Origin of the sequence: Pelomonas sp. KK5 (genome assembly GCF_001984095.1) — a bacterium.
Taxonomy (GTDB): Bacteria; Pseudomonadota; Gammaproteobacteria; order Burkholderiales; family Burkholderiaceae_C; genus KK5.
In genome coordinates this window covers 1-24,410 of record NZ_LYVQ01000060.1, presented here as the reverse complement: position 1 = coordinate 24,410, position 24,410 = coordinate 1, and the positions used below count along the sequence as shown (strand labels likewise).

25 protein-coding genes and 1 pseudogene are annotated in these 24,410 nt (G+C 69.3%); 9 read left to right on the top strand and 17 right to left on the bottom strand.

The features are described from left to right. Nucleotides 1-55: 55 nt before the first annotated feature. On the bottom strand, nucleotides 56-1,291 hold the full coding sequence (locus B0W88_RS11800) for an ABC transporter substrate-binding protein (protein WP_077034848.1): 1,236 nt from the start codon (nucleotides 1,289-1,291) through the stop codon (nucleotides 56-58). A gap of 131 nt (nucleotides 1,292-1,422) precedes the next feature. Continuing rightward, nucleotides 1,423-2,433, bottom strand: coding sequence for a pirin family protein (locus B0W88_RS11795; protein WP_077034847.1), 1,011 nt, complete (start codon nucleotides 2,431-2,433; stop codon nucleotides 1,423-1,425). A 36-nt stretch (nucleotides 2,434-2,469) separates the two neighbouring features. Here B0W88_RS11795 and B0W88_RS11790 point away from each other — a divergent pair, with 36 nt between their 5' ends. Further along, a complete protein-coding gene (locus B0W88_RS11790; protein WP_077034846.1) occupies nucleotides 2,470-3,069 on the top strand; it encodes a malonic semialdehyde reductase in 600 nt (199 codons plus the stop codon). On the opposite strand, the gene B0W88_RS11785 is transcribed toward B0W88_RS11790, so the two are convergent. The 5 genes from B0W88_RS11785 to B0W88_RS11765 form a co-directional block, all read right to left on the bottom strand. Continuing rightward, nucleotides 3,056-3,835: a ChbG/HpnK family deacetylase gene (locus B0W88_RS11785; RefSeq protein ID WP_077034858.1), complete on the bottom strand. Its 780-nt coding sequence runs from the start codon at nucleotides 3,833-3,835 to the stop codon at nucleotides 3,056-3,058. The two genes, B0W88_RS11790 and B0W88_RS11785, sit on opposite strands and share 14 nt — an antisense overlap. Next, nucleotides 3,835-5,355, bottom strand: a complete 1,521-nt coding sequence (locus tag B0W88_RS11780; RefSeq protein ID WP_077034845.1) for a glycosyltransferase family 39 protein — start codon at nucleotides 5,353-5,355, stop codon at nucleotides 3,835-3,837. The genes B0W88_RS11785 and B0W88_RS11780 overlap by 1 nt, the downstream gene beginning before the upstream one ends. Beyond that, a complete protein-coding gene (locus B0W88_RS11775) occupies nucleotides 5,352-6,434 on the bottom strand; it encodes a glycosyltransferase family 2 protein (protein ID WP_083748738.1) in 1,083 nt (360 codons plus the stop codon). Before B0W88_RS11775 ends, B0W88_RS11780 begins: the two co-directional genes overlap by 4 nt. A 74-nt stretch (nucleotides 6,435-6,508) precedes the next feature. Next, entirely contained in the window at nucleotides 6,509-7,942 is a 1,434-nt protein-coding gene (locus B0W88_RS11770; RefSeq protein ID WP_077034844.1) for a sensor histidine kinase, read from the bottom strand. Next, nucleotides 7,939-8,604, bottom strand: a complete 666-nt coding sequence (locus B0W88_RS11765; protein WP_077034843.1) for a response regulator transcription factor — start codon at nucleotides 8,602-8,604, stop codon at nucleotides 7,939-7,941. The genes B0W88_RS11770 and B0W88_RS11765 overlap by 4 nt, the downstream gene beginning before the upstream one ends. Before the next feature lie 215 nt (nucleotides 8,605-8,819). On the opposite strand from B0W88_RS11765, the gene pilB reads away from it, so the two are divergent. Genes pilB through B0W88_RS11735 form a run of 6 tightly spaced genes read left to right on the top strand, consistent with a single transcriptional unit; the run spans nucleotide 8,820 to nucleotide 14,264 of the window. Then, nucleotides 8,820-10,487 (top strand): type IV-A pilus assembly ATPase PilB, encoded by a 1,668-nt coding sequence (gene pilB / locus B0W88_RS11760; RefSeq protein WP_077034856.1) that lies wholly within the window; start codon nucleotides 8,820-8,822, stop codon nucleotides 10,485-10,487. A 22-nt stretch (nucleotides 10,488-10,509) separates the two neighbouring features. Beyond that, nucleotides 10,510-11,733 (top strand): type II secretion system F family protein, encoded by a 1,224-nt coding sequence (locus B0W88_RS11755; RefSeq protein ID WP_077034842.1) that lies wholly within the window; start codon nucleotides 10,510-10,512, stop codon nucleotides 11,731-11,733. Further along, nucleotides 11,733-12,662, top strand: a complete 930-nt coding sequence (locus B0W88_RS11750; protein ID WP_077034841.1) for an A24 family peptidase — start codon at nucleotides 11,733-11,735, stop codon at nucleotides 12,660-12,662. The genes B0W88_RS11755 and B0W88_RS11750 overlap by 1 nt, the downstream gene beginning before the upstream one ends. Nucleotides 12,663-12,666: 4 nt before the next feature. Further along, nucleotides 12,667-13,260, top strand: coding sequence for a dephospho-CoA kinase (gene coaE, locus B0W88_RS11745; RefSeq protein ID WP_077034840.1), 594 nt, complete (start codon nucleotides 12,667-12,669; stop codon nucleotides 13,258-13,260). 45 nt (nucleotides 13,261-13,305) lie between these two features. Further along, a complete protein-coding gene (gene zapD / locus B0W88_RS11740) occupies nucleotides 13,306-14,061 on the top strand; it encodes a cell division protein ZapD (RefSeq protein WP_077034855.1) in 756 nt (251 codons plus the stop codon). After that, nucleotides 14,058-14,264 carry a DNA gyrase inhibitor YacG gene (locus B0W88_RS11735; protein ID WP_077034839.1) on the top strand — a complete coding sequence of 69 codons (207 nt, stop codon included), beginning with the start codon at nucleotides 14,058-14,060 and terminating at the stop codon, nucleotides 14,262-14,264. Before zapD ends, B0W88_RS11735 begins: the two co-directional genes overlap by 4 nt. Here the strand turns inward: B0W88_RS11735 and B0W88_RS11730 are convergent. From B0W88_RS11730 to tal, 3 genes are read right to left on the bottom strand one after another with little or no spacing between them, the layout of a single operon-like run. Then, nucleotides 14,253-14,885, bottom strand: a complete 633-nt coding sequence (locus tag B0W88_RS11730) for an HAD family hydrolase (protein WP_077034838.1) — start codon at nucleotides 14,883-14,885, stop codon at nucleotides 14,253-14,255. The two genes, B0W88_RS11735 and B0W88_RS11730, sit on opposite strands and share 12 nt — an antisense overlap. Further along, complete coding sequence (gene pgi / locus B0W88_RS11725) at nucleotides 14,882-16,507, bottom strand: glucose-6-phosphate isomerase (RefSeq protein ID WP_077034837.1); 1,626 nt, start codon at nucleotides 16,505-16,507, stop codon at nucleotides 14,882-14,884. The genes B0W88_RS11730 and pgi overlap by 4 nt, the downstream gene beginning before the upstream one ends. Further along, nucleotides 16,504-17,457: a transaldolase gene (tal, locus tag B0W88_RS11720; protein ID WP_077034836.1), complete on the bottom strand. Its 954-nt coding sequence runs from the start codon at nucleotides 17,455-17,457 to the stop codon at nucleotides 16,504-16,506. The genes pgi and tal overlap by 4 nt, the downstream gene beginning before the upstream one ends. 139 nt (nucleotides 17,458-17,596) lie before the next feature. On the opposite strand from tal, the gene zwf reads away from it, so the two are divergent. Next, the gene (gene zwf / locus B0W88_RS11715) at nucleotides 17,597-19,042 is read left to right on the top strand and encodes a glucose-6-phosphate dehydrogenase (RefSeq protein WP_077034835.1); all 1,446 of its coding nucleotides are present in this window, start codon (nucleotides 17,597-17,599) and stop codon (nucleotides 19,040-19,042) included. Nucleotides 19,043-19,044: 2 nt separating this feature from the next. Beyond that, nucleotides 19,045-19,905 carry a MurR/RpiR family transcriptional regulator gene (locus B0W88_RS11710; RefSeq protein WP_077034854.1) on the top strand — a complete coding sequence of 287 codons (861 nt, stop codon included), beginning with the start codon at nucleotides 19,045-19,047 and terminating at the stop codon, nucleotides 19,903-19,905. On the opposite strand, the gene B0W88_RS11705 is transcribed toward B0W88_RS11710, so the two are convergent. The 7 genes and pseudogenes from B0W88_RS11705 to B0W88_RS33590 all read right to left on the bottom strand — a co-directional run. Then, a complete protein-coding gene (locus tag B0W88_RS11705) occupies nucleotides 19,902-20,222 on the bottom strand; it encodes a lipid asymmetry maintenance protein MlaB (RefSeq protein WP_083748737.1) in 321 nt (106 codons plus the stop codon). The two genes, B0W88_RS11710 and B0W88_RS11705, sit on opposite strands and share 4 nt — an antisense overlap. A gap of 3 nt (nucleotides 20,223-20,225) precedes the next feature. Further along, on the bottom strand, nucleotides 20,226-20,879 hold the full coding sequence (locus tag B0W88_RS11700; RefSeq protein ID WP_077034852.1) for a phospholipid-binding protein MlaC: 654 nt from the start codon (nucleotides 20,877-20,879) through the stop codon (nucleotides 20,226-20,228). A 77-nt stretch (nucleotides 20,880-20,956) separates the two neighbouring features. Further along, the gene (locus B0W88_RS11695; protein ID WP_083748736.1) at nucleotides 20,957-21,784 is read right to left on the bottom strand and encodes a VacJ family lipoprotein; all 828 of its coding nucleotides are present in this window, start codon (nucleotides 21,782-21,784) and stop codon (nucleotides 20,957-20,959) included. Next, nucleotides 21,781-22,281 carry an outer membrane lipid asymmetry maintenance protein MlaD gene (mlaD, locus tag B0W88_RS11690; RefSeq protein ID WP_077034833.1) on the bottom strand — a complete coding sequence of 167 codons (501 nt, stop codon included), beginning with the start codon at nucleotides 22,279-22,281 and terminating at the stop codon, nucleotides 21,781-21,783. The genes B0W88_RS11695 and mlaD overlap by 4 nt, the downstream gene beginning before the upstream one ends. Nucleotides 22,282-22,304: 23 nt before the next feature. Next, the gene (gene mlaE / locus B0W88_RS11685; protein ID WP_077034832.1) at nucleotides 22,305-23,081 is read right to left on the bottom strand and encodes a lipid asymmetry maintenance ABC transporter permease subunit MlaE; all 777 of its coding nucleotides are present in this window, start codon (nucleotides 23,079-23,081) and stop codon (nucleotides 22,305-22,307) included. After that, a complete protein-coding gene (locus B0W88_RS11680) occupies nucleotides 23,078-23,923 on the bottom strand; it encodes an ABC transporter ATP-binding protein (protein ID WP_077034831.1) in 846 nt (281 codons plus the stop codon). Before B0W88_RS11680 ends, mlaE begins: the two co-directional genes overlap by 4 nt. Before the next feature lie 91 nt (nucleotides 23,924-24,014). Then, nucleotides 24,015-24,410 (bottom strand): annotated as a pseudogene (locus B0W88_RS33590) (hypothetical protein); the annotation flags it as partial.

Here is a 24,410-nt window from a genome sequence, read left to right as displayed (position 1 = left end):
CGATGCTTCAGCAGCAACGGCCGGGAGGTTGACGAGAGAGACTACGAGGAATGGATCAGCTCTTGGAGGCCGAGACCATTTCGGCCACCGCCTTCTTGTCGTCGATCTGCCCGTTGAAGTGGCGCGTGATCACGTCGTAGAAGGCGTTCTTCAGCGAAGCCGGCACCGCATGCCCGTGGGCCATCGAACCGACCAGCGTGTTCTTCGCGTTGGCTTCGGCCAGGTCCTTCATGCCCTTCTTGCCGCAGTCGTCGAAGGCCGTGTCGGGCACGTCCGTCCGCGCCGGCACCGAGCCCTTGACCACGTTGAAGGCGGACTGGAAGCCCGGGTCCATGATCGCCGCCGCCAGCTTGGCCTGGGCCGCCGCCGCGTCGGCCTTGACCTTGAACATCACGAACTGGTCGGAGTTGAAGGACACCATGCCCTGCGTGCCCGGCGTGCGGAAGCACATGAAGTCCTTGCCCGGCACCTTCTTGGCGTTCAGGAATTCGCCCTTGGCCCAGTCGCCCATCATCTGGAAGCCGGCCTTGCCGCTGATCACCATGCCGGAAGCGACGTTCCAGTCGCGGCCGGAGAAGTCCTTGTCCACGTACTTGCGCAGCTGGCTCATGCGCTGGAAGACCTTCAGCATCGTGTCCGAGCCCAGCGCCTTGGCGTCGAGGTCGATCAGCGCCTTGCGGTAGAAGTCGATGCCGCCGGTGGACATCACGACGCCGTCGAATAGCGTCGCGTCCTGCCAGGGCTGGCCGCCGTGGGCCAGCGCGACGGCGCCGCTCTTCTGCACCTTGTCCAGAGCGGCGATGTACTCGTCCCAGCTGGCGGGCATCGTCGTGACGCCGGCCTTGGCCAGCACCTCCTTGTTGGCCCAGACCCAGTTGGTCGAGTGCACGTTGACCGGCGCGGCGATCCACTTGCCGTTGTACTTGGAGAACTTCTGCAGCGCCGCGGGCACGGTCTTGTCCCAGCCCTCCTTGGCGGCCACCGAGTTCAGGTCGGCCACCACGCCCTGCTTGCCCCAGTCGGTGATGTCGAAGCCGAGCATCTGCACGGCGGTGGGCGGGTTGCCGGCCGTGACGCGGGCGCGCAGCGCGGTCATCGCCGCCTCGCCGCCGCCGCCGGCCACCGGCATGTCGTTCCACTTGACGCCCTGCTTCTCCAGGTTGCCCTTCAGCACGTTCAGCGCGGCCGCCTCGCCGCCGGATGTCCACCAGTGCAGGACCTCCACGCTCTGCTGGGCATAAGCCGCCGGCAGCACCGCCGCAGCGGCCAGGCCGATGACCAGTCGATTCATCTTTCGCATGCTTGTCGTCTCCTCGGGTTGAACTACGTTCTGTCTCCGACGCGGCCCGCCTTGCAGGGCCTGCCGGCCGATTGTTGGAGCGATTCGCCCGAGCGGGCAAGCAGGAAGAAGAGGACAGCGGGTTAGTCCCGAGGGCGATCCTCGCTTCCGCCCGCGTGGCGGGCGAAGCGCTGCGGGTCCGCGCCGTGCACCGGCGCCTCGTCCGGCCAGGGCCAGCCGCCGAAGCCGGTGCGGCGGTAGTCGTCGAAGGCCTGGCGCAGTTCGGCTTCGGTGTTCATCACGAAGGGGCCGTACTGCGCCACCGGCTCGCCGATCGGGCGGCCCTGGAGCAGCAACAGCTCGACAAGATCGGTGCCGCCGTTGCGCAACTCGGGCGAGGCGTCGCCGCGCAGCTCGATGGCGGCATGGCTTGCGATCGCCTGCCCGTCCACCGACAGCGCACTGCCCTTGAAAAAGTAGAGCTGGCGCCGCGTCGCCGCACCCGCGGCCGCCGGCAGCGTGAAGGCCGCGCCGGGCGCCAGCTTCAGCGTCCAAATGGCCAGGTCCGCCTCCGCCTGTGCGGCCCAGGAGTCCGGCGGCGGCGGCAGGCCCTCGGCATCGCCGACGCGGCCGGCAATGCACACCACCTCGGCGCCGCCCTCCACGTAGCGAGGTATCTGCGCTGACCAGAACATCGTGAAATGCGGCGCCGCCATCTTGCTGGCGGCTGGCAGGTTGAGCCAGATCTGGAACAGCTCCAGCGGATTCGGCGCGGCAGCATCCAGCAGCGGGAACATCTCGGCGTGGACGATGCCGCTCCCGGTGGTGAGCCACTGCACGTCCCCGTCGCCATAGCGGGCGGTGGCGCCGAGCGAATCGGCGTGGTCGATGCGGCCCTTGCGCACCACGGTCACCGTCTCGAAACCCCGATGCGGATGCGCCGGGAAGCCCGGCACCGTCCTGCCGTGGTACATGCGCCAGCCGTCCTTGCCGGCGAAGTCCTGGCCGATCTGGCGGCCCGCCAGCGAGGCGGCCGGGCCGAAGGCGCCGTTGCCGGCGGGGTAGGCGTCGTCGTGGTAGACGCAGAACAGGAAGGGGTCCAGCGTCGGCCAGGGGAAGCCCAAGGGCTGGATCTGCAGGATCGAGGTGCTCATGAGAGGATTAAACCCTTTCCAGCAACTCCCTGCCCCATGTCCTCAGACGCCCTCGCCCCCGAAGCCCTCGACCAGCTGTTCCGCACCGCCCGCACCTTCAACAAGTTCCAGGACCGCCCGGTCGACGACGCCACGCTGCGTCAACTTCACGAGTTATGGAAATGGGGTCCGACGGCGATGAACGCCCAGCCGGGCCGGGTCGTCTTCGTGCGCAGCGCCGAGGCCAAGGCCTTGCTGAAGCCCACGCTTTCGCCGGGCAACGTCGACAAGACGATGGCCGCGCCGGTGACCGCCATCGTGGCCTGCGACTCGCGCTTCTACGAGCACCTGCCCGCGCAGTTCCCGTCCGGAGGCGCCGGCGCCGCCGAGCGCTTCGCGGCCGACCCGGCCGGGGCGCTGGGCAATGCGCGGCTCAATGGCACGCTGCAGGGCGCCTACCTGATCCTCGCCGCGCGGGCGCTGGGCCTGGACGCCGGCCCGATGGGCGGCTTCGACGCCGAGAAGTGCAACGCCGCCTTCTTCCCCGACGGCCGGTGGAAGTCTCTCTTCCTGGTCAACCTCGGCTGGGGCGACGAAAGCGGCAACCGTCCGCGCGGCCCGCGCCTGGCCTTCGAGGACGCGATCAGGATCGCATGAGCCGCGAGAGCACGGCGAACTCCGAGCGGCGCGCCGCGCTGAGCGGATCGCCGGCGTCGTGGGCGCCGCTCGGATGGCACATCAGCAGGTCGCCCGGCCGCGCCGCGGCGACCCACACGTCCAGCAGCGCCGCATAGCGCGCCGGCCCGCCGGCGAAGTCGTAGACACCCAGCAGCCGCCGGTTCTGCATCAGCCCCTGCTCGCGCGCCAGCTGCGCCAGCGCCTGCGCGCCCAGGCGCTCGATGAACCAGCCCTTGAAGCGCTCGACGGGCGACAGCGGCAGGCCGCGCGCGCGTCGCGTCGAGCGCAGCCAGGGCGGCGGCGCGGCGCGGCGCGCGAGTTCGTGCAGCAGCTCGTCGCGGATCACCGGCAGCTGGTGCACATGCTGGTGGCCGTCGACGAAGTCCGGCGAACGGCCGAGCAGGTCCTCGAAGGCATCGAGCTGGGCGCGGATCTCGGTGCGCACCTGCGCAGCGTCGAGCCCGCCGGCATGGCTGGCCGCGATCAGCGCCGCCAGGCCGCGACGCGAGGCGGGCCGCAGCGGGCATTCGGTGAAGTCCAGGTGCAGGCCGATCTCGAAGTCCGCCGGCAGGCCGCGCAGCAGCGGCGCGTCGGCGCGCCACCGCGGCGCCCCGACCATGCAGGCGGTGGCATCGATGACACCGTCCTCCTGCAGCGCCAGCACACCGGCCGTGATGCCCGGATGCAGGCCGAAGTCGTCCACGCAGACGCGCACCGAACGGGGCAGGACCGGGCGCCGGCCCATCAGCGGCTCGCCACCGCCGCCGCGCCGCAATCCAGCCGCGCGGCCTCGACCCGCCACAGCGTCAGCCCGCGTTGCTGCGCCAGCGCCTGGGCGCCGGCCAGCTGCGGCCAGGCGCTTGCATCCTCGCCGAGCACGAAGCTCACCGGCGAGCGGCACAGCGTGGCCGTGAGTGCGGCCGGTTCGATCAGCCGCGCCGCGGCGGCGGGCGCAAACAGGCCGGCATCGGCCAGTTCCTTGCGCCAGTTGTCGCTGGCCTGCACCGCCGGGTCGGACCAGTCGTCCACCACGGTCACCGGACCGGCCAGGCGCGCATAGAACGGCAGGTCATAGGCGTACTGGCGCAGCATCACCAGCGGCTCGTCTGCGCGGGCGTTCGCAGACAAGGCCGCCGCCAGATCGCGCGAGTTGCGCAAGGGATGGACGGCGAGCCCGATCACCACGCCCACACTCAACAGCGCCGACAGGCCCAATGCGGCACGCCACCAGCGCGCCGGCAGTGCCTGCAGCCCCTCCGCCATCAGCCAGGCCAGCGGCACCACGGCCGGCAGCACATAGCCGACCAGCTTGGACGCCGGCAGCGAGAAGAAGCCGACGATCACCAGCAGCCACACGCCCATCAGCCGTCGCACGTCGGCCCGCCCGGCCTCGCGCGGGCGGCGCAGCAGGGCAGCCAGCCCGGGCAGCGCCGCCAGGCTGCCCGCCGCCAGCACGGCCGGATAGAACCAGAAGGGCTGCACGTTGTTGAAGCCGCCCGCGGCGAAGCGCTGGAAGTGCTGGACGACGAAGAAGTAGTGCAGGAAGTCCGGGAAGCGCTGCTGCATCGCCAGGAACCAGGGCGCCGCGATCGCCAGGAACAGCAGTAGCCCGACCGGCGACAGCAGCCTCAGCAGCGTGCGCCAGCGTCCGCCCGAGAGCAGCCACAGCGTGACGATCAGCCCCGGCAGCACGAAGCCGATCAGGCCCTTGGCCAGCACGCCCAGCGCCGCCAGCGCATAGGCGCCCCACAGGCTGGCCCGCGCCGGCAGCGCGGCCTCGATGCGCAGCGCCGCGTCGGCCAGCAGCAGCACGGTGGCCGAGATGCAGCCGGCCACCAGCATGTCCAGGTTGGCGAACTGCGCGCCGATGTAGAACAGCGGCTGGGCCGCCAGCAGCAGCGTGGCGCGGCGCGCGGTCGCGGCGTCGCACCAGCGGCGGGTGAATGCGTGCAGCGCGAAGGCGCCCAGCGTGGCGCCGATGATGGACGCCGCGCGGCCCGCCCAGGGATGCAGGCCGAACAGCTTCAACGAGGCGGCGGTGATCCAGTAGAACAGCGGCGGCTTGTGGAAGAAGGGCATGCCGTCCAGCGTGGGCGTGAGCCAGTCGCCGCTGCGCAGCATCTCCCAGGCGACGCCGACGTAGCGGCCCTCGTCGGGCAGGGTCAGCAGCCGCAGCCCGGCGGTGGCGCCCAGCCAGGCCAGCAGCGCGACGGCGCACAGCAACGCTGCCCGCCCCCGCGGGTTCGCATCGAGGACGGCGCTCATCGCGTCTGCCCCGGCCGTCCGAGGCCGCGGCCCATCAGCTTCTTGACGATGTACAGCGGCCGCGCCTTCACCTCCTCGAAGATGCGCCCGACGTATTCGCCCAGCACGCCGATCGACACCAGCTGGATGCCGGAGAACAGCATCAGGCTGACGACGATGGTGGTCCAGCCGCTGACCACATGGCCGTAGACCAGGTAGACCAGCGACAGGTAAGCGCCGTAGACGAAGGCGCAGGCGGCCAGCACGCCGCCCACCGCGCTGACCGCGCGTAGCGGCCAGGTGGTGAAGGCGGTGAGCCCGTCCAGCGCCAGGCCCACCAGGCGCAGCGGGCGGTAGGCGCTGCGGCCGTGCGCCCGCTCGGCCGGCACGTAGGGCACGGCCACCGCGTCGAAGCCGACCCAGGCGTACAGGCCCTTCATGAAGCGGTTGCGCTCGGGCAGCGCCAGCAGCGAGCGCACGACGGCCCGGTCGATCAGGCGGAAGTCGCCGGCGTCCGGCGGCACCTCGAAGCGGTCCGCCAGGTTCATCAGCCGGTAGAAGAAGCGGCTGCCCCAGCGCTTGAAGGCGCTCTCGTCCTGCCGGTGGGCGCGCACCGCGTAGGCCACGTCGGCACCGGCCAGCCAGTAGCGCACGAAGCTCGGGATCAGCGCCGGCGGGTGCTGCAGGTCGGCATCCATCATCACCACCACCTCGCCGCCGCAGGCCTCCAGCCCGGCCGTCAGCGCAGCCTCCTTGCCGAAGTTGCGCGACAGGCGCAGCACGACGATGCCAGGCTTCGCAGACCACTCGTCGAACAGCGCGGCGCTGTCGTCGGTGCTGCCGTCGTCCACCAGCACGATCTCCCAGGCGACGCTGCAGGTGGCCAGCTGCTCCTGCAGCTGCGGCAGCAGCAGCGCGAGATTGGCCGCCTCGTTGCGGCAGGGGATCACGCAGGACAGCGTGGGCAGGCGCGAGCGCGCGCCGCGGCTGGTGGACGTAACGCCCAGATCAAGCGGGGTCGTGAGCGGCGCCTGCAGCGAGGCGGCGGGAATCGGCGGGGCGGCTTCGGCGACGGGCGCCGCGGCAAGCGCTTCGGTCATGGCGGAGGCGTGGCCGCGCGGATGCGGGGCACGCGAAGAGCAGATGTCGCGGCCAGTCTAGGCCGCGCATTCCTTCAAAACTCTGACAGGCCCGTGACGGGCAGCGTGGGAAAGCGCAGGCTGATCTTCAGGCCCGGCGCGGGCTGCGCCGGCCGTGCATCGGTCAGTGTGACGCTGGCGTTATGGCGCAGCGCCACCTCGCGCACCACCGCCAGGCCCAGCCCGCTGCCGCCATGGGCCGCGCCGGGCGCCTGGTAGAAGCGCTCGAACACCCGGTGGCGCTCCGCCGGCGGGATGCCGGGGCCTTCATCCTCGACCTCCAGCACGCTGGCGCCGTCGACGGCGGTGCGGCAGCGCACGGTGACGCGGCCTTCGCGCGGGCTGTGGCGGATGGCGTTGTGGATCAGGTTGTCCAGCAGCTCGCGCAGCATCCAGGCGGAGCCGCGCAGCAGCGCCGGCCGCGCCTCGTAGCCCAGGTCCACCTGCGCGGCCAGCGCGAAGTCCAGCCAGCTCGAGGCCGATTCCTCCAGCAATTGCTGCAGGTCCAGGGTGACGAAGGTCTCGGCCTGCGTGGCCTCGGGGCCGGCGCGGGCCAGCGCCAGCATCTGGCTGGTCGAGCGGCCGATGCGCAGCATCGCCTCGTGCAGCGCGTCCAGCCGCGCGCGCTGCTGCGGGCCGGCCTCGGCCAGCGCCAGCTCGATCTGCGTCTGCATGCCGGCCAGCGGCGTGCGCAGCTGGTGCGCCGCCACCGAGAGGAAGGCCTGCTGCGATTCGGCCGAGCCGCGCAGGTGGGCCATCAGCCGGTTGATCGCGCCGACCAGCGGCAGCAGCTCGCCGGCCAGGCCGTCGTCGGGCACCGGGCTGAGGTCGTCCGCGGTGCGGCCGGCGACGCTGGCGCGCAGCCGGTCCAGCGGCCGCATGCCCCACAGCACGCCCAGCCACACCAGGCCCAGCGCGAGCACGACCAGGGCCAGGTCGGGGATCACCGTGTCCACGAGCACGACGCGGGCCTGTGCGTCGCGGCGGCGCGTCGTCTCGGCCACGATCACGGTGACCGCGCCGGTGCCGGACAGGTGCGGATAGGTCGCCACGCGAAGCGTCGCGGCATCGAGCCGGTGGTCGGCAAAGCTGGGCGTGTCCAGGTTCGGGCCGGGCCCTGCCAGTTTCGCCAGCGCCGGCTCGCCGGCGATCACCAGCCCGCCCTCGCCGCCGAGCACCAGGTAGTGCAGTTGGTCGAAGTCGTTGGTCTTCTGCATCGCGGCCATCGTGCGGGCCAGGTGCGGGGCCAGGTCTTCGTCGCGGGCGTCGTCGGCGTCCATGTCCAGCCGCGTGGCCAGGGCGATGCAGATGCGTTCGAGCGCCAGATCCTGGCTGTCGGTGGCGCGGTCCAGCGCGCTGTAGTAGTCGTAGAAGGCGCTGCCCAGCAGCACCGCGAACAGCGGCCAGCCGACGGTGCGCAGCAGGCGGCCGCGCAGCGTGGGGCGCTTCTTCTTCGGCTGCGGTGTCATCCGTTGTCGATCCGGTAGCCGATGCCGCGCACCGTGCGGATCACGAGGCCGCCGTCGCCCAGCTTGGCGCGCAGCCGCGAGACGTAGATCTCCACCGCGTTGTCGGTGACCTCCTTGTCCCAGCGGCTCAGCGAATCGGCCAGGCGCCGCTTGGCCACCACCTTGGGCGCGGCCAGCGCCAGTGCCTGCAGCAGGTCCCACTCGCGGCCGGTCAGCGGCAGCGGCTGCCCGGCCAGCGAGGCCTCGTGGGTGGACAGGTCCAGGCTCAGCGGCCCCACCGCCAGCCGCGAGCTGGCCACCGACTGGCTGCGCCGGATCAGCGCCTGCACCCGCGCCAGCAGCTCGGGCAGCAGGAAGGGCTTGATCATGTAGTCGTCGGCGCCGTCGTTGAGGCCGCTGACGCGGTCGGAGAGGCCGTCGCGCGCGGTGAGGATCAGGATCGGCAGCTTGTTGCCGGCGGCGCGCAGCCGGCGCACCAGCGTGAGGCCGTCCATGCCGGGCAGGCCCAGGTCGACGATGGCCAGGTCGTGCATGCCGTGGGCCAGCGCGTCGGGCACCGGCTCGGCGGCGCCGAGGTGGTCCATCTCGTAGCCGGCCTGGCCCAGCGCTTCGCGCAGGCCGGCCGACAGCAGGGGGTCGTCTTCGACCAGCAGTATGCGCATAGGGAAAACGTTAGGAGCGAAGCGATGCTAACAAGTCATCTTTGCACGACGCGCGTAACGTTCAAACACATGGCAGAGAAGCAACCGGTTTACAGTTCGAAATAACTGCGGCGGCGCACAATCCGACCAGCGCTCCCGACACCAACGAACAACGCCAATCCGTGGAACCCACCCTCGCCGAGCCGCCCCAGTCCGCCCTGTCCGGCGTGGCCCGCATGCTGGTCGCTGCCGGCAAGCTGCAGGCCCGGGCCGCCGAGGATCTCGTGCGCCAGGCGCGCGAGCGCAAGGTCAGCTTCGTCAATGCGCTGATCGCCGCGAACACCGTCACCTCCTCCGACCTCGCCCACACGCTGTCCACCGCGCTGGCCCTGCCGCTGCTGGACCTCGGCGCGATGGACCCGACGCGGATGCCGCAGAACATCATCGACGGCAAGCTCGCGCAGCAGTACCAGGTGGTGGTGCTGGGCCGGCGCGGCAGCCGGCTGTTCATCGGCGGCGCGGACCCGACGGACCAGGAGGTGGTCGAGCGCATCAAGTTCGCCACCCAGCTCTCGCCCGAGTGGGTGATCGTCGAGCACGACAAGCTGCTCAAGTACCTGCAGGGCAGCAGCGCGAGCGCCAGCGAGACGCTGGAGTCGATGGCCGGCGAAGACTTCGATTTCGACATTGCCGAGGACGCCGCCCAGACCCCGCAGGAGGCGCAGGACATCGCCGACGTGGAGGACGCGCCGGTCGTGCGCTTCCTCCAGAAGATGCTGGTGGACGCGATCAACCTGCGCGCGTCCGACCTCCACTTCGAGCCCTACGAGTACCACTACCGCGTGCGCTTCCGCGTGGACGGCGAACTGCGCGAGATCACCCAGCCGCCGATCGCGATCAAGGACAAGCTGGCCTCGCGCATCAAGGTCATCTCGCGGCTGGACATCGCCGAGCGCCGCGTGCCGCAGGACGGCCGGATGAAGCTGAAGTTCGGATCGAAGGCGATCGACTTCCGCGTCTCCACGCTGCCCACGCTGTTCGGCGAGAAGATCGTGATCCGTATCCTGGACCCCTCCTCGGCCAAGCTGGGCATCGACGCGCTGGGCTACGAGAAGATCGAGAAGGAGCGCCTGCTGGCCGCCATCGTGCGGCCCTACGGCATGGTGCTGGTGACCGGCCCGACCGGTTCCGGCAAGACGGTGTCGCTGTACACCTGCCTGAACATCCTGAACCAGCCGGGCGTCAACATCTCCACCGTCGAGGACCCGGCCGAAATCAACCTGCCGGGCATCAACCAGGTCAACGTCAACGACAAGGCGGGTCTCAATTTCTCGGCCGCGCTGAAGTCCTTCCTGCGCCAGGATCCGGACATCATCATGGTCGGCGAGATCCGCGACCTGGAGACGGCCGACATCGCCATCAAGGCCGCGCAGACCGGCCACATGGTGATGTCCACGCTGCACACCAACGACGCGCCGAAGACGCTGACGCGGCTGCTCAACATGGGTGTGGCACCGTTCAACATCGCCTCCAGCGTGCTGCTGATCACCGCCCAGCGCCTGGTGCGGCGCCTGTGCGAGAACTGCAAGCAGCCGGCCGACTACCCGCGCGAGGCGCTGCTGCGCGCCGGCTACTTCGAGGAAGAGCTGGACGGCAGCTGGAAGCCCTACCGCGCGGTGGGCTGCAGCAACTGCACCAACGGCTACCGCGGCCGCGTCGGCGTGTACCAGGTGATGCCGGTGACCGAGGAGATCCAGCGCCTGATCCTGTCCGAAGGCACGGCGATGGACATCGCCGCCCAGGCCAAGTCCGAAGGCGTGCGCGACCTGCGGCAGTTCGGCCTGGTGAAGGTGCGCGGCGGCGTGACCACGCTGGAGGAAGTGCTCTCCGCCACGAATGAATGATCACAAAGCAGGGGTGAACTGAATGGCCACAGGCGCATTGGCGAAGACCGCCGTCAAGGACTTCGTCTACGAGTGGGAAGGCAAGGACCGCAACGGCAAGGTCGTGCGCGGCGAGATGCGCGCCGGCGGCGAGGCCATGGTCAGCGCCTCGATGCGCCGCCAGGGCATCCTGGTCAGCAAGGTCAAGAAGCGCCGCACCAGCGGCGGCAAGTCCATCAAGGCCAAGGATCTGGCGGTGTTCACCCGCCAGCTCGCCACGATGATGCGCGCCGGCGTGCCGCTGCTGCAGTCCTTCGACATCGTGGCCCGCGGCAGCACCAACCCCAAGCTGACCCGCCTGCTCAACGAGATCCGCGGTGACGTCGAGACCGGCACCAGCCTCTCCGCCGCCTTCCGCAAGCACCCGCTGTACTTCGACGCGCTCTACTGCAACCTCGTGGAGGCCGGCGAGTCGGGCGGTATCCTGGAACAGCTGCTGGACCGCCTGGCCATCTACCAGGAGAAGAGCGTCGCGCTGAAGAACAAGATCAAGTCGGCGCTGACCTACCCGATCGCGGTGTTCGTGGTGGCCTTCGTCGTCGTCGCGGTGATCATGATCTTTGTCGTGCCGGCCTTCGAGGACGTGTTCAAGTCCTTCGGCGCCGACCTGCCGGCCCCGACGCTGTTCATCATCGGCATGTCCAAGTTCTTCGTCAGCTACTGGTGGCTGATCTTCGGCTCCATCGGCGGCGGCGTGTACTTCTTCCTGCAGAGCTGGAAGCGCTCCGAGAAGATGCAGAAGACGATGGACCGGCTGCTGCTGAAGGTGCCGGTGTTCGGCGACCTGCTCTACAAGTCCGCCGTGGCGCGCTGGACGCGCACGCTGGCCACGATGTTCGCCGCCGGCGTGCCGCTGGTGGAAGCGCTCGATTCCGTCGGCGGCGCCTCCGGCAACGCCGTCTTCGCCGAGGCCACCGAGAAGATCCAGCGCGACGTCTCCACCGGCGCCGCGCTGACCACCTCGATGCAGAGCACCGGCGTCTTCCCGACGATGGTGCTGCAGATGGCATCGATCGGCGAGGAATCCGGCTCGCTGGACCACATGCTGGGCAAGGCCGCCGAGTTCTTCGAGGACGAGGTGGACGAGGCGGTGAAGGCGCTGTCCAGCCTGATGGAGCCGATCATCATCGTGTTCCTGGGCACGATCATCGGCGGCATCGTCGTTTCCATGTACCTGCCCATCTTCAAGCTCGGCCAAGTCGTCTGATGTCTCCTGAATATGAATGGTTGCTGAGCCCCTGGGCGCTCGGTGTGCTGGGCCTGTGCGTCGGCAGTTTCCTCAACGTCGTGATCCACCGCCTGCCGCTGATGATGCAGCGCGAGTGGCTGGGCGATGCGGCGATGCAGTTGTCGGACGCCGACGAACTGGCCAAGGCCGTGCAGATGCCCAAGGGCGAGGCCGACAAGCTGGTCAGTGCAGCTAAGGGATTAGCCCAGCGGATCGAGAAGCTGCCGGCGCTGACCATCGCGCGGCCGCGCTCGCGCTGCCCGCACTGCGGCCACCAGCTGGGCGCGGGCGAGAACATTCCGGTGATCGGCTGGCTGAAGCTGGGCGGCAAGTGCGCGTCCTGCAAGGCGCCGATCAGCAAGCGCTATCCGATCGTCGAGGCGCTGACCGGCATCGCCTTCGCCGCCCTCTCCTGGCGCTTCGGCGCGCAGCCGACCACCCTGCTCTGGTGCGGCTTCGTCGCCACGCTGATCGCGCTGGCCGGCATCGACTGGGACACCACGCTGCTGCCCGACTCGCTCAACCAGCCGCTGCTGTGGGCCGGGCTGATCGCCGCGCTGATGGGCTGGAGCGGCGTGCCGCTGGCCGCCTCGGTGACCGGTGCGCTGGCGGGCTACCTGTCGCTGTGGACCGTCTACTGGGTCTTCAAGCTGGCCACCGGCAAGGAAGGCATGGGCTACGGCGATTTCAAGCTGCTGGCCGCCCTGGGCGCCTGGCTGGGCTGGCAGATGGTGCTGCCGGTGGTGCTGCTGGCCTCGGTGATCGGCGCCGTCGTCGGCATCGCGATGAAGCTCAGCGCCAGCCTGCGCGAGGGCCGCTACGTGCCCTTCGGGCCCTTCCTGGCCGGCGGCGGGCTGTTCGTGCTGTTCGCCGGGCCGCAGATGGTGCTGGGCTGGCTCGGCTGGTAAGTCGATGCACATCGGCCTGAGCGGAGGCATCGGCAGCGGCAAGAGCACCGTGGCCGGTTTCTGGCGGGAGGCCGGCGCGGAGGTGGTCGACACCGATGCGATCTCGCGCTCGCTGACCGCGGCGGGCGGCGCGGCGATGCCGGCGGTCGTGGCTGAGTTCGGCGCCTCGATGATGGGCACGGACGGCGCCCTCGACCGCGCCCGCATGCGCGAGCTGGTGTTCACCGATGCGACGGCCAGGCATCGACTCGAGGCGATCCTGCACCCGCTGATCGGCGCGCAGACCCGCGCGCAAGCCGAGGCCTCGACGGCGTCCATCATCGTCTTCGACGTGCCGCTGCTGGTCGAATCCGGCCTGCGCTGGCGTTCGCGTGTGGAGCGCGTGCTGATCGTCGATTGCCCGGAGGCCGTGCAGGCCGAGCGCGTGATGCAGCGCTCCGGCTGGACGCGCGAGGCGGTCGAGGCCGTGATCCGGCAGCAGGCCACGCGCGCGCAGCGCCGCGCCTGCGCCGATGCAGTGATCCACAACGACGCCGGCACGCCGCTTGCTGCCCTGCGCGAACAAGTCCTGGCCCTGGCTACGCGTTGGCAAGCCTGAGCATGTGGAACAATCGCACCGATTAGATCGACTGGGATGGCCGCCTTGGTCCTTTACGAGTACCCGTTCAACGAGAGCATCCGCACGATGCTGCGTCTGGAGCATCTGTTCGACCGACTCGGTCAGCTGATCGCGCGCGAGACCCCGCTGGACCACCACTTCGCGATCGCCACGATCTTCGAGATCATGGACGTGTCGTCGCGGGCCGACCTGAAGTCCGACCTGCTGAAGGAGCTGGAGCGCCACAAGGCCCAGTTGCAGAGCTACCGCGGCAAGCCCGGGGTGGCGGAAGGCGTGCTGGATGAGGTGATCGCCCGCATCGACCACGCCTTCAACGGCCTCAACAACGTGCAGGGCAAGGCCGGCGCGGCGTTGACCGGCAACGAGTGGCTGATGAGCATCCGCAGCCGCATCAGCATCCCCGGCGGCACCTGCGAGTTCGACCTGCCGGCCTACTACACCTGGCAGCAACTGCTGCCGGTGCGCCGCCGCAACGACCTGGTGCAGTGGACCCAGACGCTGATGCCGATGGCCGAGGCGCTGCAGGTGCTGCTGAGCCTGCTGCGCGACTCGGGCTCGGCCCACAAGGTCGCGGCCGCTAACGGCCAATATCAGCAGAGCCTGGGCGCCGGCCGGGTCTACCAGTTGCTGCGCATGCGCATCGACCCGAGCCTGGGCCTGATCCCGGAGATCAGCGGCCACCGGCTGATGGTGTCGATCCGCCTGATGCGGCAGGATGAAGAGGGCCGGCTCAAGCTGGCCCAGGAAGACGTCGGCTTCGAGCTGACCTTGTGTGCATGAACGAGATTCCGAAGACCCGAATCGTCCGCTGCCCCACCTGCGGCGGCGACAGCATCTTCGCGCCGGGCAATCAATGGCGCCCCTTCTGCAGCGAGCGCTGCCGCCAGATCGACCTGGGCGCCTGGGCCAGCGAGAGCTATGCGGTCGCCGCGCCGCCGCCGACCGGCGACGACCTAGACGATCCCTCGGGCCTACCCCACTAGGGCCATCAGCCGCGGCCGCACCTCGGCGGCCGAGGTGAACAGCAGGGCTTCCCAGCCCAGTGCCTTGGCGGCCTCGATGTTTTCGGGGTGGTCATCGAGGAAGACGCAGTCCTCTGCCTTAACGCCGAATGTGGCGATCGCCGTCGCGAAGATCTCCGCGCCCGGCTTGACCTGCCGCACCCGGCCCGAGAACACGCCGCCCTCGAACCATTCATGTAGCGGGTGCGCCGCCTCCAGGTGCGCGGCCAGCGGCCGGGGCATGTTCGACAGGAAGAACAGCCGGTGGCCGGCCGCCTTGAGCTCCTCGATCAGCTTCACCGTCTCGGCCTGCAGCTCCAGCTCGGCGGGGATCGCGTCGACGACCGCCTGCACCTCCGCCCGCGGCCAGCCGGTGCGCGCGGCGATGCGCTCCACCACCTCGTGCGCCTCGGCCACGCCGCGGTCGAAATCGCCCCAGGCGCCTCGGTAGTTCTCGAAGAACTGCAGCGCGATCTCGCGGCCCTGGGTCGCGTCGGCCGCGCGATGCGGCCAGATGCGGGCCATGAAGCTCGGCGGATGCCAGCGGAACAGCACACCGCCGAAATCGAAGACGATGTGCTTCTTCGATGATGTCGTCGTCATGCGCGCAGGTGCTTCAGCAGGCCGGCGGTGGAACCGTCCAGGCCATGGGAATCGCCGCTGGCCAGGCGCGGCAGCAGGCTGTTGCACAGCGCCTTGCCCAGCTCCACGCCCCACTGGTCGAAGCTGTTGATGCCCCACAGCGCGCCGGTCGTGAACACGCGGTGCTCGTAGAGCGCGATCAGCGCGCCCAGCGAGCCGGGGTTCAGCGTCTCCAGCACCAGCGTCGTGCTCGGCCGGTTGCCGGGGAAGCTGCGGTGGCGGGCGATGGTGGCAGCGTCCAGCGACTTCGACGCCGTCGGCGCCTTCTCGGCCAGCGCCTCGTCGAAGGTCTTGCCCTGCATCAGCGCCTGCGATTGCGCCAGGCAGTTGGCCAGCAGCTTCTGGTGCTGGTCGGCCAGGCGCTCGGCCAGCTCGCCCTTCACATGGGCGCCGTGCGTCGGCGTCTTCACCGCGATGAACTCCACCGGGATCACGTCCGTGCCCTGGTGCAGCATCTGGAAGTAGGCATGCTGGCCGTTGGTGCCGGCCTCGCCCCAGACCACCGGGCTGGTGCCATAGGGCAAGGCCTGACCCTCGCGGTCCACGCCCTTGCCGTTGCTCTCCATCTCGAGCTGCTGCAGATAGGCCGGCAGGCGGCGCAGGCCCTGGTGGTAGGGCGCGACGCTGCGGCTGGTGAAGCCATGGAAGTTGCGGTACCAGACGTCGACCAGCGCCAGCAGCACCGGCAGGTTCTGCGCGAGCGGGGCCTCGGCGAAGTGCCGGTCCATCGCATGCGCGCCGGCCAGCAGCGCGCGGAAGTTCTCGGAACCCACGGCGATCGCGATCGGCAGGCCGATCACCGACCACAGCGAGTAGCGGCCGCCGACCCAGTCCCAGAAGCCGAAGGTGGTCGTGATGCCGAAGGCGCCGGCCGCCTGCGTGTTGCTGCTGGTGGCGACGAAGTGCTTGGCGATATCGGTGCCGCCGTTGGCCAGGAACCAGCTCTTCGCGGCCAGCGCGTTGGCCAGCGTCTCCTGCGTCGTGAAGGTCTTGGAGGCGATGACGAACAGCGTGGTGGCCGGGTTCAGCTGTTGCAGAACCGGCGCGATGTCGTGGCCGTCCACGTTGGAGACGAAGTGCAGCTTCAGGCCCGGCCGCGCGTAGGCCTGCAGCGCGATGACCACCATCGCCGGGCCGAGGTCGCTGCCGCCGATGCCGATGTGGACGACGTCGGTGAAGCCCTGCGCGGGCACGCTGTCGGCGAAGGCCAGCATGCTCGCCAGCGAGGCCTGCACCTCGTCGCTGAACAGCGCGCCCTGGCCGGCCGGCGCGCGCAGCGCCGTGTGCAGCACCGCGCGGCCTTCGGTCAGGTTGATCGGCTCGCCCTTGAACATCGCATCGCGCTGCGCTTCCAGCCCGCAGTCGGCTGCCAGTTGCAGCAGCAGTTCCAGCGTGGCGGCGTCGATGCGGTTCTTGGACAGGTCCGCGAAGATCTCCGGCGCCTGGAAGGACCACTCGGCGAAGCGGCCGGCGTCGGCCGCGAAGGCCTCGCGCAGATCGAAGGTCTTGCCGGTGAGCTGGTAGTGGTTCTGCAGGGCCGACCAGGCGGGGCTCTGGTCGCAGCGCGATGCGGATGAGGTCATTTCAGCAGGCTCTCGATCATGGCGTCGAGCTTGCCGGAATCGACGGCAAACGCGCGGATGCCTTCGGCCAGCTTCTCGGTGGCCATGGCGTCCTGGTTGAGGGCGAAGCGGAAGCCCGCTTCGTCGAAGGAGACTCGCGGGATGTCCATCTTCTGCGCGGCTTGCGCATCCAGCGCGGCCGTCAGCGGGGCGTCGGTGCCCTGCAACTGGGCCAGCAGGTCGGGGCTGATCGTCAGCAGGTCGCAGCCGGCCAGCGCGGTGATCTGGCCGACGTTGCGGAAGCTCGCGCCCATCACCTCGGTCTTGATGTCGTGCTTCTTGAAGTAGTTGTAGATCTGGGTGACCGACTTGACGCCCGGATCGTTCAGGCCCGCCTGCGCCGCCTCGTCCCAGGCCGAACCGGCGCTCTTCTTGTACCAGTCGTAGATGCGGCCGACGAAGGGCGAGATCAGCTGGATGCCGTTGTCCCCGCAGGCCACGGCCTGGCAGAACGAGAACAGCAGCGTCAGGTTGGTGTGGATGCCTTCGCGCTCCAGCTCAGCGGCTGCCTGGATGCCTTCCCAGGTGGAGGCGATCTTGATCAGCACGCGCTCGCGGCCAATGCCGGCGGCTTCGTACAGGCCGATGATCCGCTTGGCGCGGGCGATGTTGGCCAGCTTGTCGAAGGACAGGCGGGCATCGACCTCGGTGGACACGCGGCCCGGCACCACCTTCAGGATCTCCAGGCCGAAGCGCACCAGCACCTGGTCGACGATCTCGTCGAGGACAAGCCCCTTGTGGGCGGCGACCGTGTCCTTCAGCAGCGGCGCGTAGTCGGGCGACTGCACGGCCTTCAGGATCAGCGAGGGATTGGTCGTCGCGTCGCGCGGCGCGAACTGCGCCAGCTGCAGGAAGTTGCCGGTGTCGGCCACGACGGTGGTGTGGTTCTTGAGCTGGTCGAGCTGGTTCATGGAGACGTCCAAGGGCAGAGAATTCGGAAGGCCGCAATTATCGTTTGCCAGAGGATCGCGTTGACCCCTGCAAGAAACTGGGGCATCATAATTCGCGTAACTTCGTTACATCAAGTCCTTCCGCAAGGTTTCAAAAGACATGTCATTCGATCTCGTTTTCTTCGGCGGCACCGGCGATCTGACCTGGCGAAAGCTGATGCCCGCGCTGTTCCAGGCCTTCCGCCACGGCAAGCTGCCGGAGGGCGGCCGCATCCTCGCCGTCGCCCGCGACGACATGCCCGACGAGCGTTACCGCGAGTGGCTGAAGGAACGCTTCCGCGAGGTGGACGGCTCCAAGCGCCCGACCGACGAGGAGTTCGAGAAGTTCGGCGCCCTGCTCCACTACCGGCGCATGGACCTGTCCCAGCCCGAGCACTATCTGAAGCTCAAGAGCTGGCTGGAGGAGCGCAATGCCGACACGGTGGTGCTGTATCTCGCCACCAGCCCGCACCTGTTCACGCAGATCTGCGAGCAGCTCGGCGCCGCCGGCCTGAACACGCCCAAGGTGCGCGTGGTGCTGGAGAAGCCGCTGGGCCACGACCTGGCCAGCGCGCAGGAGATCAACAAGGTGGTGCGCTCGGTGTTCTCCGAATCGCAGGCCTTCCGCATCGACCACTACCTCGGCAAGCCCTCGGTGCAGAACCTGATGGCGCTGCGCTTTGGTAACGCGTTATTTGAGCCGCTGTGGCGCCGCGAGAGCATCGCCAACATCCAGATCACGCTGGCCGAGAGCCTGGGCGTGGGCACCCGCGGCCCGTTCTACGACCAGACCGGCGCGCTGCGCGACATGATCCAGAACCATGCGCTGCAGCTGCTGACGATGATCGCGATGGAGCCGCCCTCCACCGCCGACGCCGACGCGATCCGCGACGAGAAGCTGAAGGTGCTGCGCTCGCTGAAGCCCTTCACCGCCGAGAGCGTCTCGCGCGACGTGGTGCGCGGCCAGTACCGCGCCGGCAGCGTGGACGGCAAGGCGGTCGTCGGCTACATGGACGAGGGCAAGATCCCCGAGGAGAGCCAAACAGAGACCTTCGTCGCGCTGCGCACCGAGGTGCAGAACTGGCGCTGGGCCGGCGTGCCCTTCTACCTGCGCACCGGCAAGCGCCTGGCCGCGCGGGACGCGCAGATCGTCGTCAACTTCCGCGAGGTGCCGCACCCGATCTTCCCGGGCGCCAACCAGCCCAACCGTCTGATCATCAAGCTGCAGCCCGAGGACGGGCTGGAGCTGCAACTGCTGGCGAGCAAGGGCAGCGCCAACAGCGAGGCGCTGACCCCGGTCTCGCTGGACCTGGACTTCGACAAGGCCTTCGCCAGCAACCGCGTGGGCGCCTACGAGCGCCTGCTGCTGGACGCGATCGCCGGCCGCCTGAACCTGTTCGTGCGCAGCGACGAGCAGGAGCAGGCCTGGCGCTGGGTGGAACCGATCCTGGATGCGTGGAAGGAAGACGGCGTGGGCCCGCGGCACTACAACGCCGGCTCGTGGGGCCCGGCGGCGGCGAGCGCGCTGGTCGCGCGTGACGGCTTCTCCTGGGCTGAAGAGGCATGAGCATTCTGGAGAGGGTCAAGGCGGCGCTGCCGGCCCTGCCGCCCGCGGAACAGCGCGTCGCCAAGCTGCTGCTGGCCGATGCCCGCGCCTTCGCCACGCTGCCGGTCACCGAGCTGGCCGACCGCGCCCATGTCAGCAAGCCGACCGTCGTGCGCTTCTGCCGCAGCGTCGGCTATGACGGCCTGGCGGACTTCAAGCTGAAGCTGGCCGGCAGCGTCAACGAGGGCGTGCCCTTCGTGCACCGCGCGGTGGACGAGGACGACAAGCCCTCGGACCTGATCGTCAAGGTGGTGGACAACGCGGTCGCCGCGCTGCTGCACTACCGCAACGACGCGGCCAGCCATGCTTTCGAACGGGCCATCGTGGCCTTGACGGAATCGGCCCGCCAGCACCGGCGCATCGAGTTCTACGGCGTCGGCAACTCGGGGATCGTGGCGCAGGACGCGCAGCACAAGTTCTTCCGCCTGGGCGTCAACACCGCCGCCTGCAGCGACGGCCATGTGCAGCTGATGAGCGCGACGATGCTGGAACCGGGCGACTGCGCGGTGATCATCAGCAACTCCGGCCGCAGCCGCGACCTGATGGACGCCGCCGAGATCGCCCGCAAGAAGGGCGCGACCACCATCTTCATCACCTGCAGCGGCTCGCCGCTGGCGGCGCTGGGGCAGAGCCAGGGTCAGGTCTTGCTGGCCGTGGACCACCCGGAGGACTACGACCGCTACAGCCCGATGGTCTCGCGGCTGCTGCACCTGACGGCGGTGGACATCCTGACGACGGGCGTCGCGCTGCGGCTGGGCCAGAACCTGCGACCGATGCTGCAGGAAATCAAGAAGAACCTGCGCAGCAAGCGCTACGCGAACTAGGCGGCGGCTGCTTCAGGCCAGAGCAGCTCGGCCACGCCGTAGACCCGCGCCAGCTCGCGCAGCTTGGCCGGGGCGTCATGCAGCTTCAGCTTCATCCGCTCGGCCGTGCACAGCCGCGCGGCACTGAGCAGCAGCGTCAGCGCCGAGGAATCGAAGGACTGCAGCTCGGCCAGGCTCATGTCGACCTGGCCACCCGCCGCGCTGCCCACCTGCGCGGCCTCGGCGCGCAGGCTGGCCTCCAGCCGGGCCCACAGCGCCGGCGTGCCGTCCATGCGGACGACCGCCGGCAGCTTCAGCATCGTGGTGGCGCTCGGCATCGATCAGGCAGTCGGCTTCTTGGCCGGAACGATCATGGCCTTCTTGTTCTTGTCGGCCAGCGCCTTGATCAGGCCGTCGATGCCGTTGGCGCCGATCTCCTGGGCGAAGCTGTTGCGGTACTGGTCGGCCAGCCAGATGTTGAGCACGCTGACGTCGTAGATCTTCCAGCCGGCGTCGGTCTTCTCCAGGCGGTAGTCGAGCTGGATCGGATCGCCGCTGCCGCGGATCTCGGTCTTCACGACCACGTCGGTGGCATCGGCGGGCGCACGCAGCGGCTTCATCGCCACCTGCTGGTCCTTCACCTGGGTCAGCGCGCCGGCGTAGGTGCGCATCAGCAGGGTCTTGAACTCGGCCTGCAGCTGGGTCTGCTGCTCGGGCGTGGCCTGGCGCCAGAAGCGACCGACCGCCGAGGAGGTCATGTGCTGGAAGTTCACGTGCGGCACGATCTTGGCCTCGACCAGCGCGCTGATCTTGCTGGTGTCGCCGGCCTGGATGGCCTTGTCGGCCTTGACGGCCTCGATCACTTCCACCGACAGCTGGCGGATCAGCTGGTCCGGCGCGCCGGCATCCGCCGCATGGGCCACGGCCGTGACGGCACCGAGGCCGAAGGCCAGCAGGCCGCCGGCGAGGGTCTTGATCAGGCTACGTTTGTTCATGGTCTTGTTCATCCATCAATCCAGGTTGGGCAGCATCCATGCTGCCGGGCATACAACGTGCCGGCAGAGGCGGCCGTTCACTCGCCCGCGGCGGAAGCTGCAACAGAAGGTGTGCTCGCGGCCGGCTCCGGCGCGCTGGCCGCGGAAGCCGCCGGCGCCGCGGGTGCTGCGGAGTTCTCGGGCGTCAGCACCTCGTATTCATCTTCCTCGTTGCCGAAGCTGCCGCGGCGCTGCAGGTAGGCGTCGCGGATGAAGGTGTACTTGTCCAGCGCGATGCCTTCCAGCATCTCGCCGGCGCGCAGGAAGTTCGAGCGGGCGTTGATCGTCTGCAGCGCGTAGATGCCGATCTTGTCGCGACCGTCGTTGAAGGCCAGCGCCGGCGAGGCCAGCCGGTCCCACGGCAGGGCCAGCGAGTCGCGCACCGAAGACGGCCCGAACACCGGCCAGACGATGTAGGCGCCGGTGCCGAAGCCCCAGCGGCCGAAGGTCTGGCCCAGGTCCTGGCTGTTGCGCTCGATGCCGGCCTCGGTGGCGATGTCCAGCACGCCGGCGAAGCCCAACGTGGAGTTCACCGCGAAGCGGAAGCCCTGCTGGATCGCCAGCTTGAAGCGGCCCTGCAGCACCAGGTTGACGGCCGACCAGGCGTCGCCGACGTTGTTGAAGAAGTTGCCGATGCCGGTGCGGATGCCGCTCGGCACGATGTCGCTGTAGGCGGTGGCTACCGGCTTGAGCACATGCTCGTCCAGGCCCTCGTTGAACGAGAACACCTTGCGGTTCCAGGACTCCCAGGGGTCCAGCTTCTGCCCGGCGCTCTGCTTGCCGGTGAAGGTGGCGCAGCCGCTGAACAGCACCGCCAGGCTCAGCAGCAGCATGCCGAGGAAGGAACGACTGCTTCGGGCATTCATGGCTTGGTGCCTCCGGAGGCGGCAGGGGCGGCGGCGGCGCCGGCATCGGCTGCCTTGCTGGACAGGAACTGGCTGATCAGGTTCTCAAGCACGACGGCCGATTGCGTCAGCTTGAACTTGTCGCCCTCGGCGAGGTTCTTCTCGTCGGCGCCAGGCTCCAGGCCGATGTACTGCTCGCCCAGCAGGCCCGAGGTCAGGATCTTGGCCATCGTGTCCTTGGGGAAGGCGAAGTTCTTGTTCAGCGTCAGCACCGCCTTGGCCTGGTAGGCCTTGTCGTCGAAGGTGATGGACTCGACGCGGCCGACCACCACGCCGGCGCTCTTCACCGCGGCATTGGCCTTGAGGCCGCCGATATTGTCGAAGTAGGCGGTGACGCGATAGGTCGGGTCGAAGTTCAGGCTCAGCAGATTGCCGGCCTTCAGCGCCAGGAACAGCAAGGCCGCGGCGCCGATCACCACGAACAGGCCGACCCAGGTGTCGTATTTGGAGGTTTGCATCTTTTAGGTCACTCCCTGCGAATTCAGATCGAGAACATCATGGCGGTCAGGATGAAATCCAGACCCAGGACCGCCAGCGAGGACAGCACGACCGTGCGGGTCGTCGCCTCGGACACGCCTTCCGGCGTGGGCCGGCAGGACCAGCCCTGCAGCAACGCGATGAAGGTGCAGGTCACCCCGAACACCACGCTCTTGATGACGCCGTTGCCGACGTCGGCGAACACCGAGACGCCGCCCTGCATCTGCGACCAGAAGGCGCCTGCGTCGATGCCCAGCAGCGGCACCGCCACCAGCCAGCCGCCGATGATGCCGACGGCCGAGAACACCGCCGCCAGCAAGGGCATTGCGATCACGCCCGCCCAGAAGCGCGGCGACAGCACCCGGGTCAGCGGGTCCACCGCCATCATCTCCATCGCGGTCAGTTGCTCGCCGGCCTTCATCAGGCCGATCTCGGCCGTCAGCGAGGTGCCGGCACGGCCGGCGAAAAGCAGCGCCGTGACGACCGGCCCCAGTTCCCGCACCAGGCTCAGCGCCACCAGCAGGCCCACCGCCTCCGAGGAGCCGTAGCGCTGCAGCGTGTAGTAGCCCTGCAGCGCCAGCACGAAGCCGACGAACAGGCCCGACACGCCGATGATCAGCAGCGAGCGGTTGCCGACGTAGAACATCTGCTCGCGCACCAGCGAGAAGCGCAGCAGCGAAGTCACCGAGCGGTTCAATAACTGGAAGAACAGACGGGCCGCCGCGCCGACGTCGGCGAGCTCGAAGCGCACGGCGCTGCCGATGCTGGCGAGGAAATTCATGCCGCGGCCTCCACGCCGAAATCCTGCCCCACCGGCAGCGCCGGCTGGTGGAAGCGCACCGGCCCGTCGGCCTCGGCGCCGACGAACTGCCGCACCAGCGGGTCCTCGCTGTGGCGCAGTTCGTCCGGCGTGCCTTGAGCGACGACGCGGCCGTTGGCCACCATCGCCACCTGGTCGGCGATGCCGAAGGTCTCGTGCAGGTCGTGCGAGACGATGATGCTGGTCAGGCCCAGCGCGTCGTTGAGGTCGCGGATCAGCCGCGCGGCCACGCCCAGCGAGATCGGGTCGAGGCCGGCGAAGGGCTCGTCGTAGAGCACCAGGTCCGGATCCAGCGCGATCGCCCGCGCCAGCGCCACGCGCCGCGCCATGCCGCCGGACACCTCGGAAGGCATCAGGTCACGCGCGCCACGCAGGCCCACGGCATTGAGCTTCATCAGCACCAGGTCGCGGATCATCGCCTCGGGCAGCTTGGTGTGCTCGCGCAGCGGGAAGGCCACGTTCTCGAACACGGACAGGTCGGTGAACAGGGCGCCGAACTGGAACAGCATGCCCATGCGCCGGCGCACGGCATACAGCTCGTCGAGCTTCAGCGGGGCGATGTCCTGGCCGTCGAACAGCACCTGGCCCTTGACCGGACGCAACTGCCGGCCCAGCAGGCGCAGGATGGTGGTCTTGCCGCCGCCGGAGGTGCCGATCAGCGCCAGCACCTTGCCGCGCTCCAGGCGCAGGTTGACGTCCTGCAGGATCACGCGGTCGCCGTAGCCGACGGTGACGTCGCGCAGTTCGATCAGCGGCGTTGCAGTCGAAGGTATTGCAGCAGACGGGGAATCTGAAGGAGGCATGAGCCGGCGAGCGGGCGCGCGGCCCAGGTCACAAAAACGCCATCATAGGGGAAACACTGGGTTGGCGTTTGGCAGGCCTGTGAAGCAGTGTTCAGCGCGGCAGGCCCCGGGAAGCGGCCCGCGTGGGCGCATCGAACACCACCTCCACGCGGATCCAGGCGCGCACCGGCCGGTCCGCCAGCCGCCCGGGGCTGAAGCGGGCGCGCAGGAACACCTCCTGCACCACCGCCTGCAGGCTGTCGGGCAGTCCGGGGCCGTCGATGCGCACCCGCTGCACGACGCCGGCCTCGTCAATGAACAGCGATGCGATCTCGCTGAAGTGGCCCGCCGGCGGACCGTCGGGAGGCCAGGGCAGGTCCACCGGCTCGAGCGGCCGGGGCGGCTCATCGAGCTCGCGGCGGGGAAGGTAGACGGCGTCATCGCCGTCGGCGGGCAGCGGGCTCGCGACGGGAGCAGGCTCGGCCGCTTGGGGCGGTGGTTCCTGCGG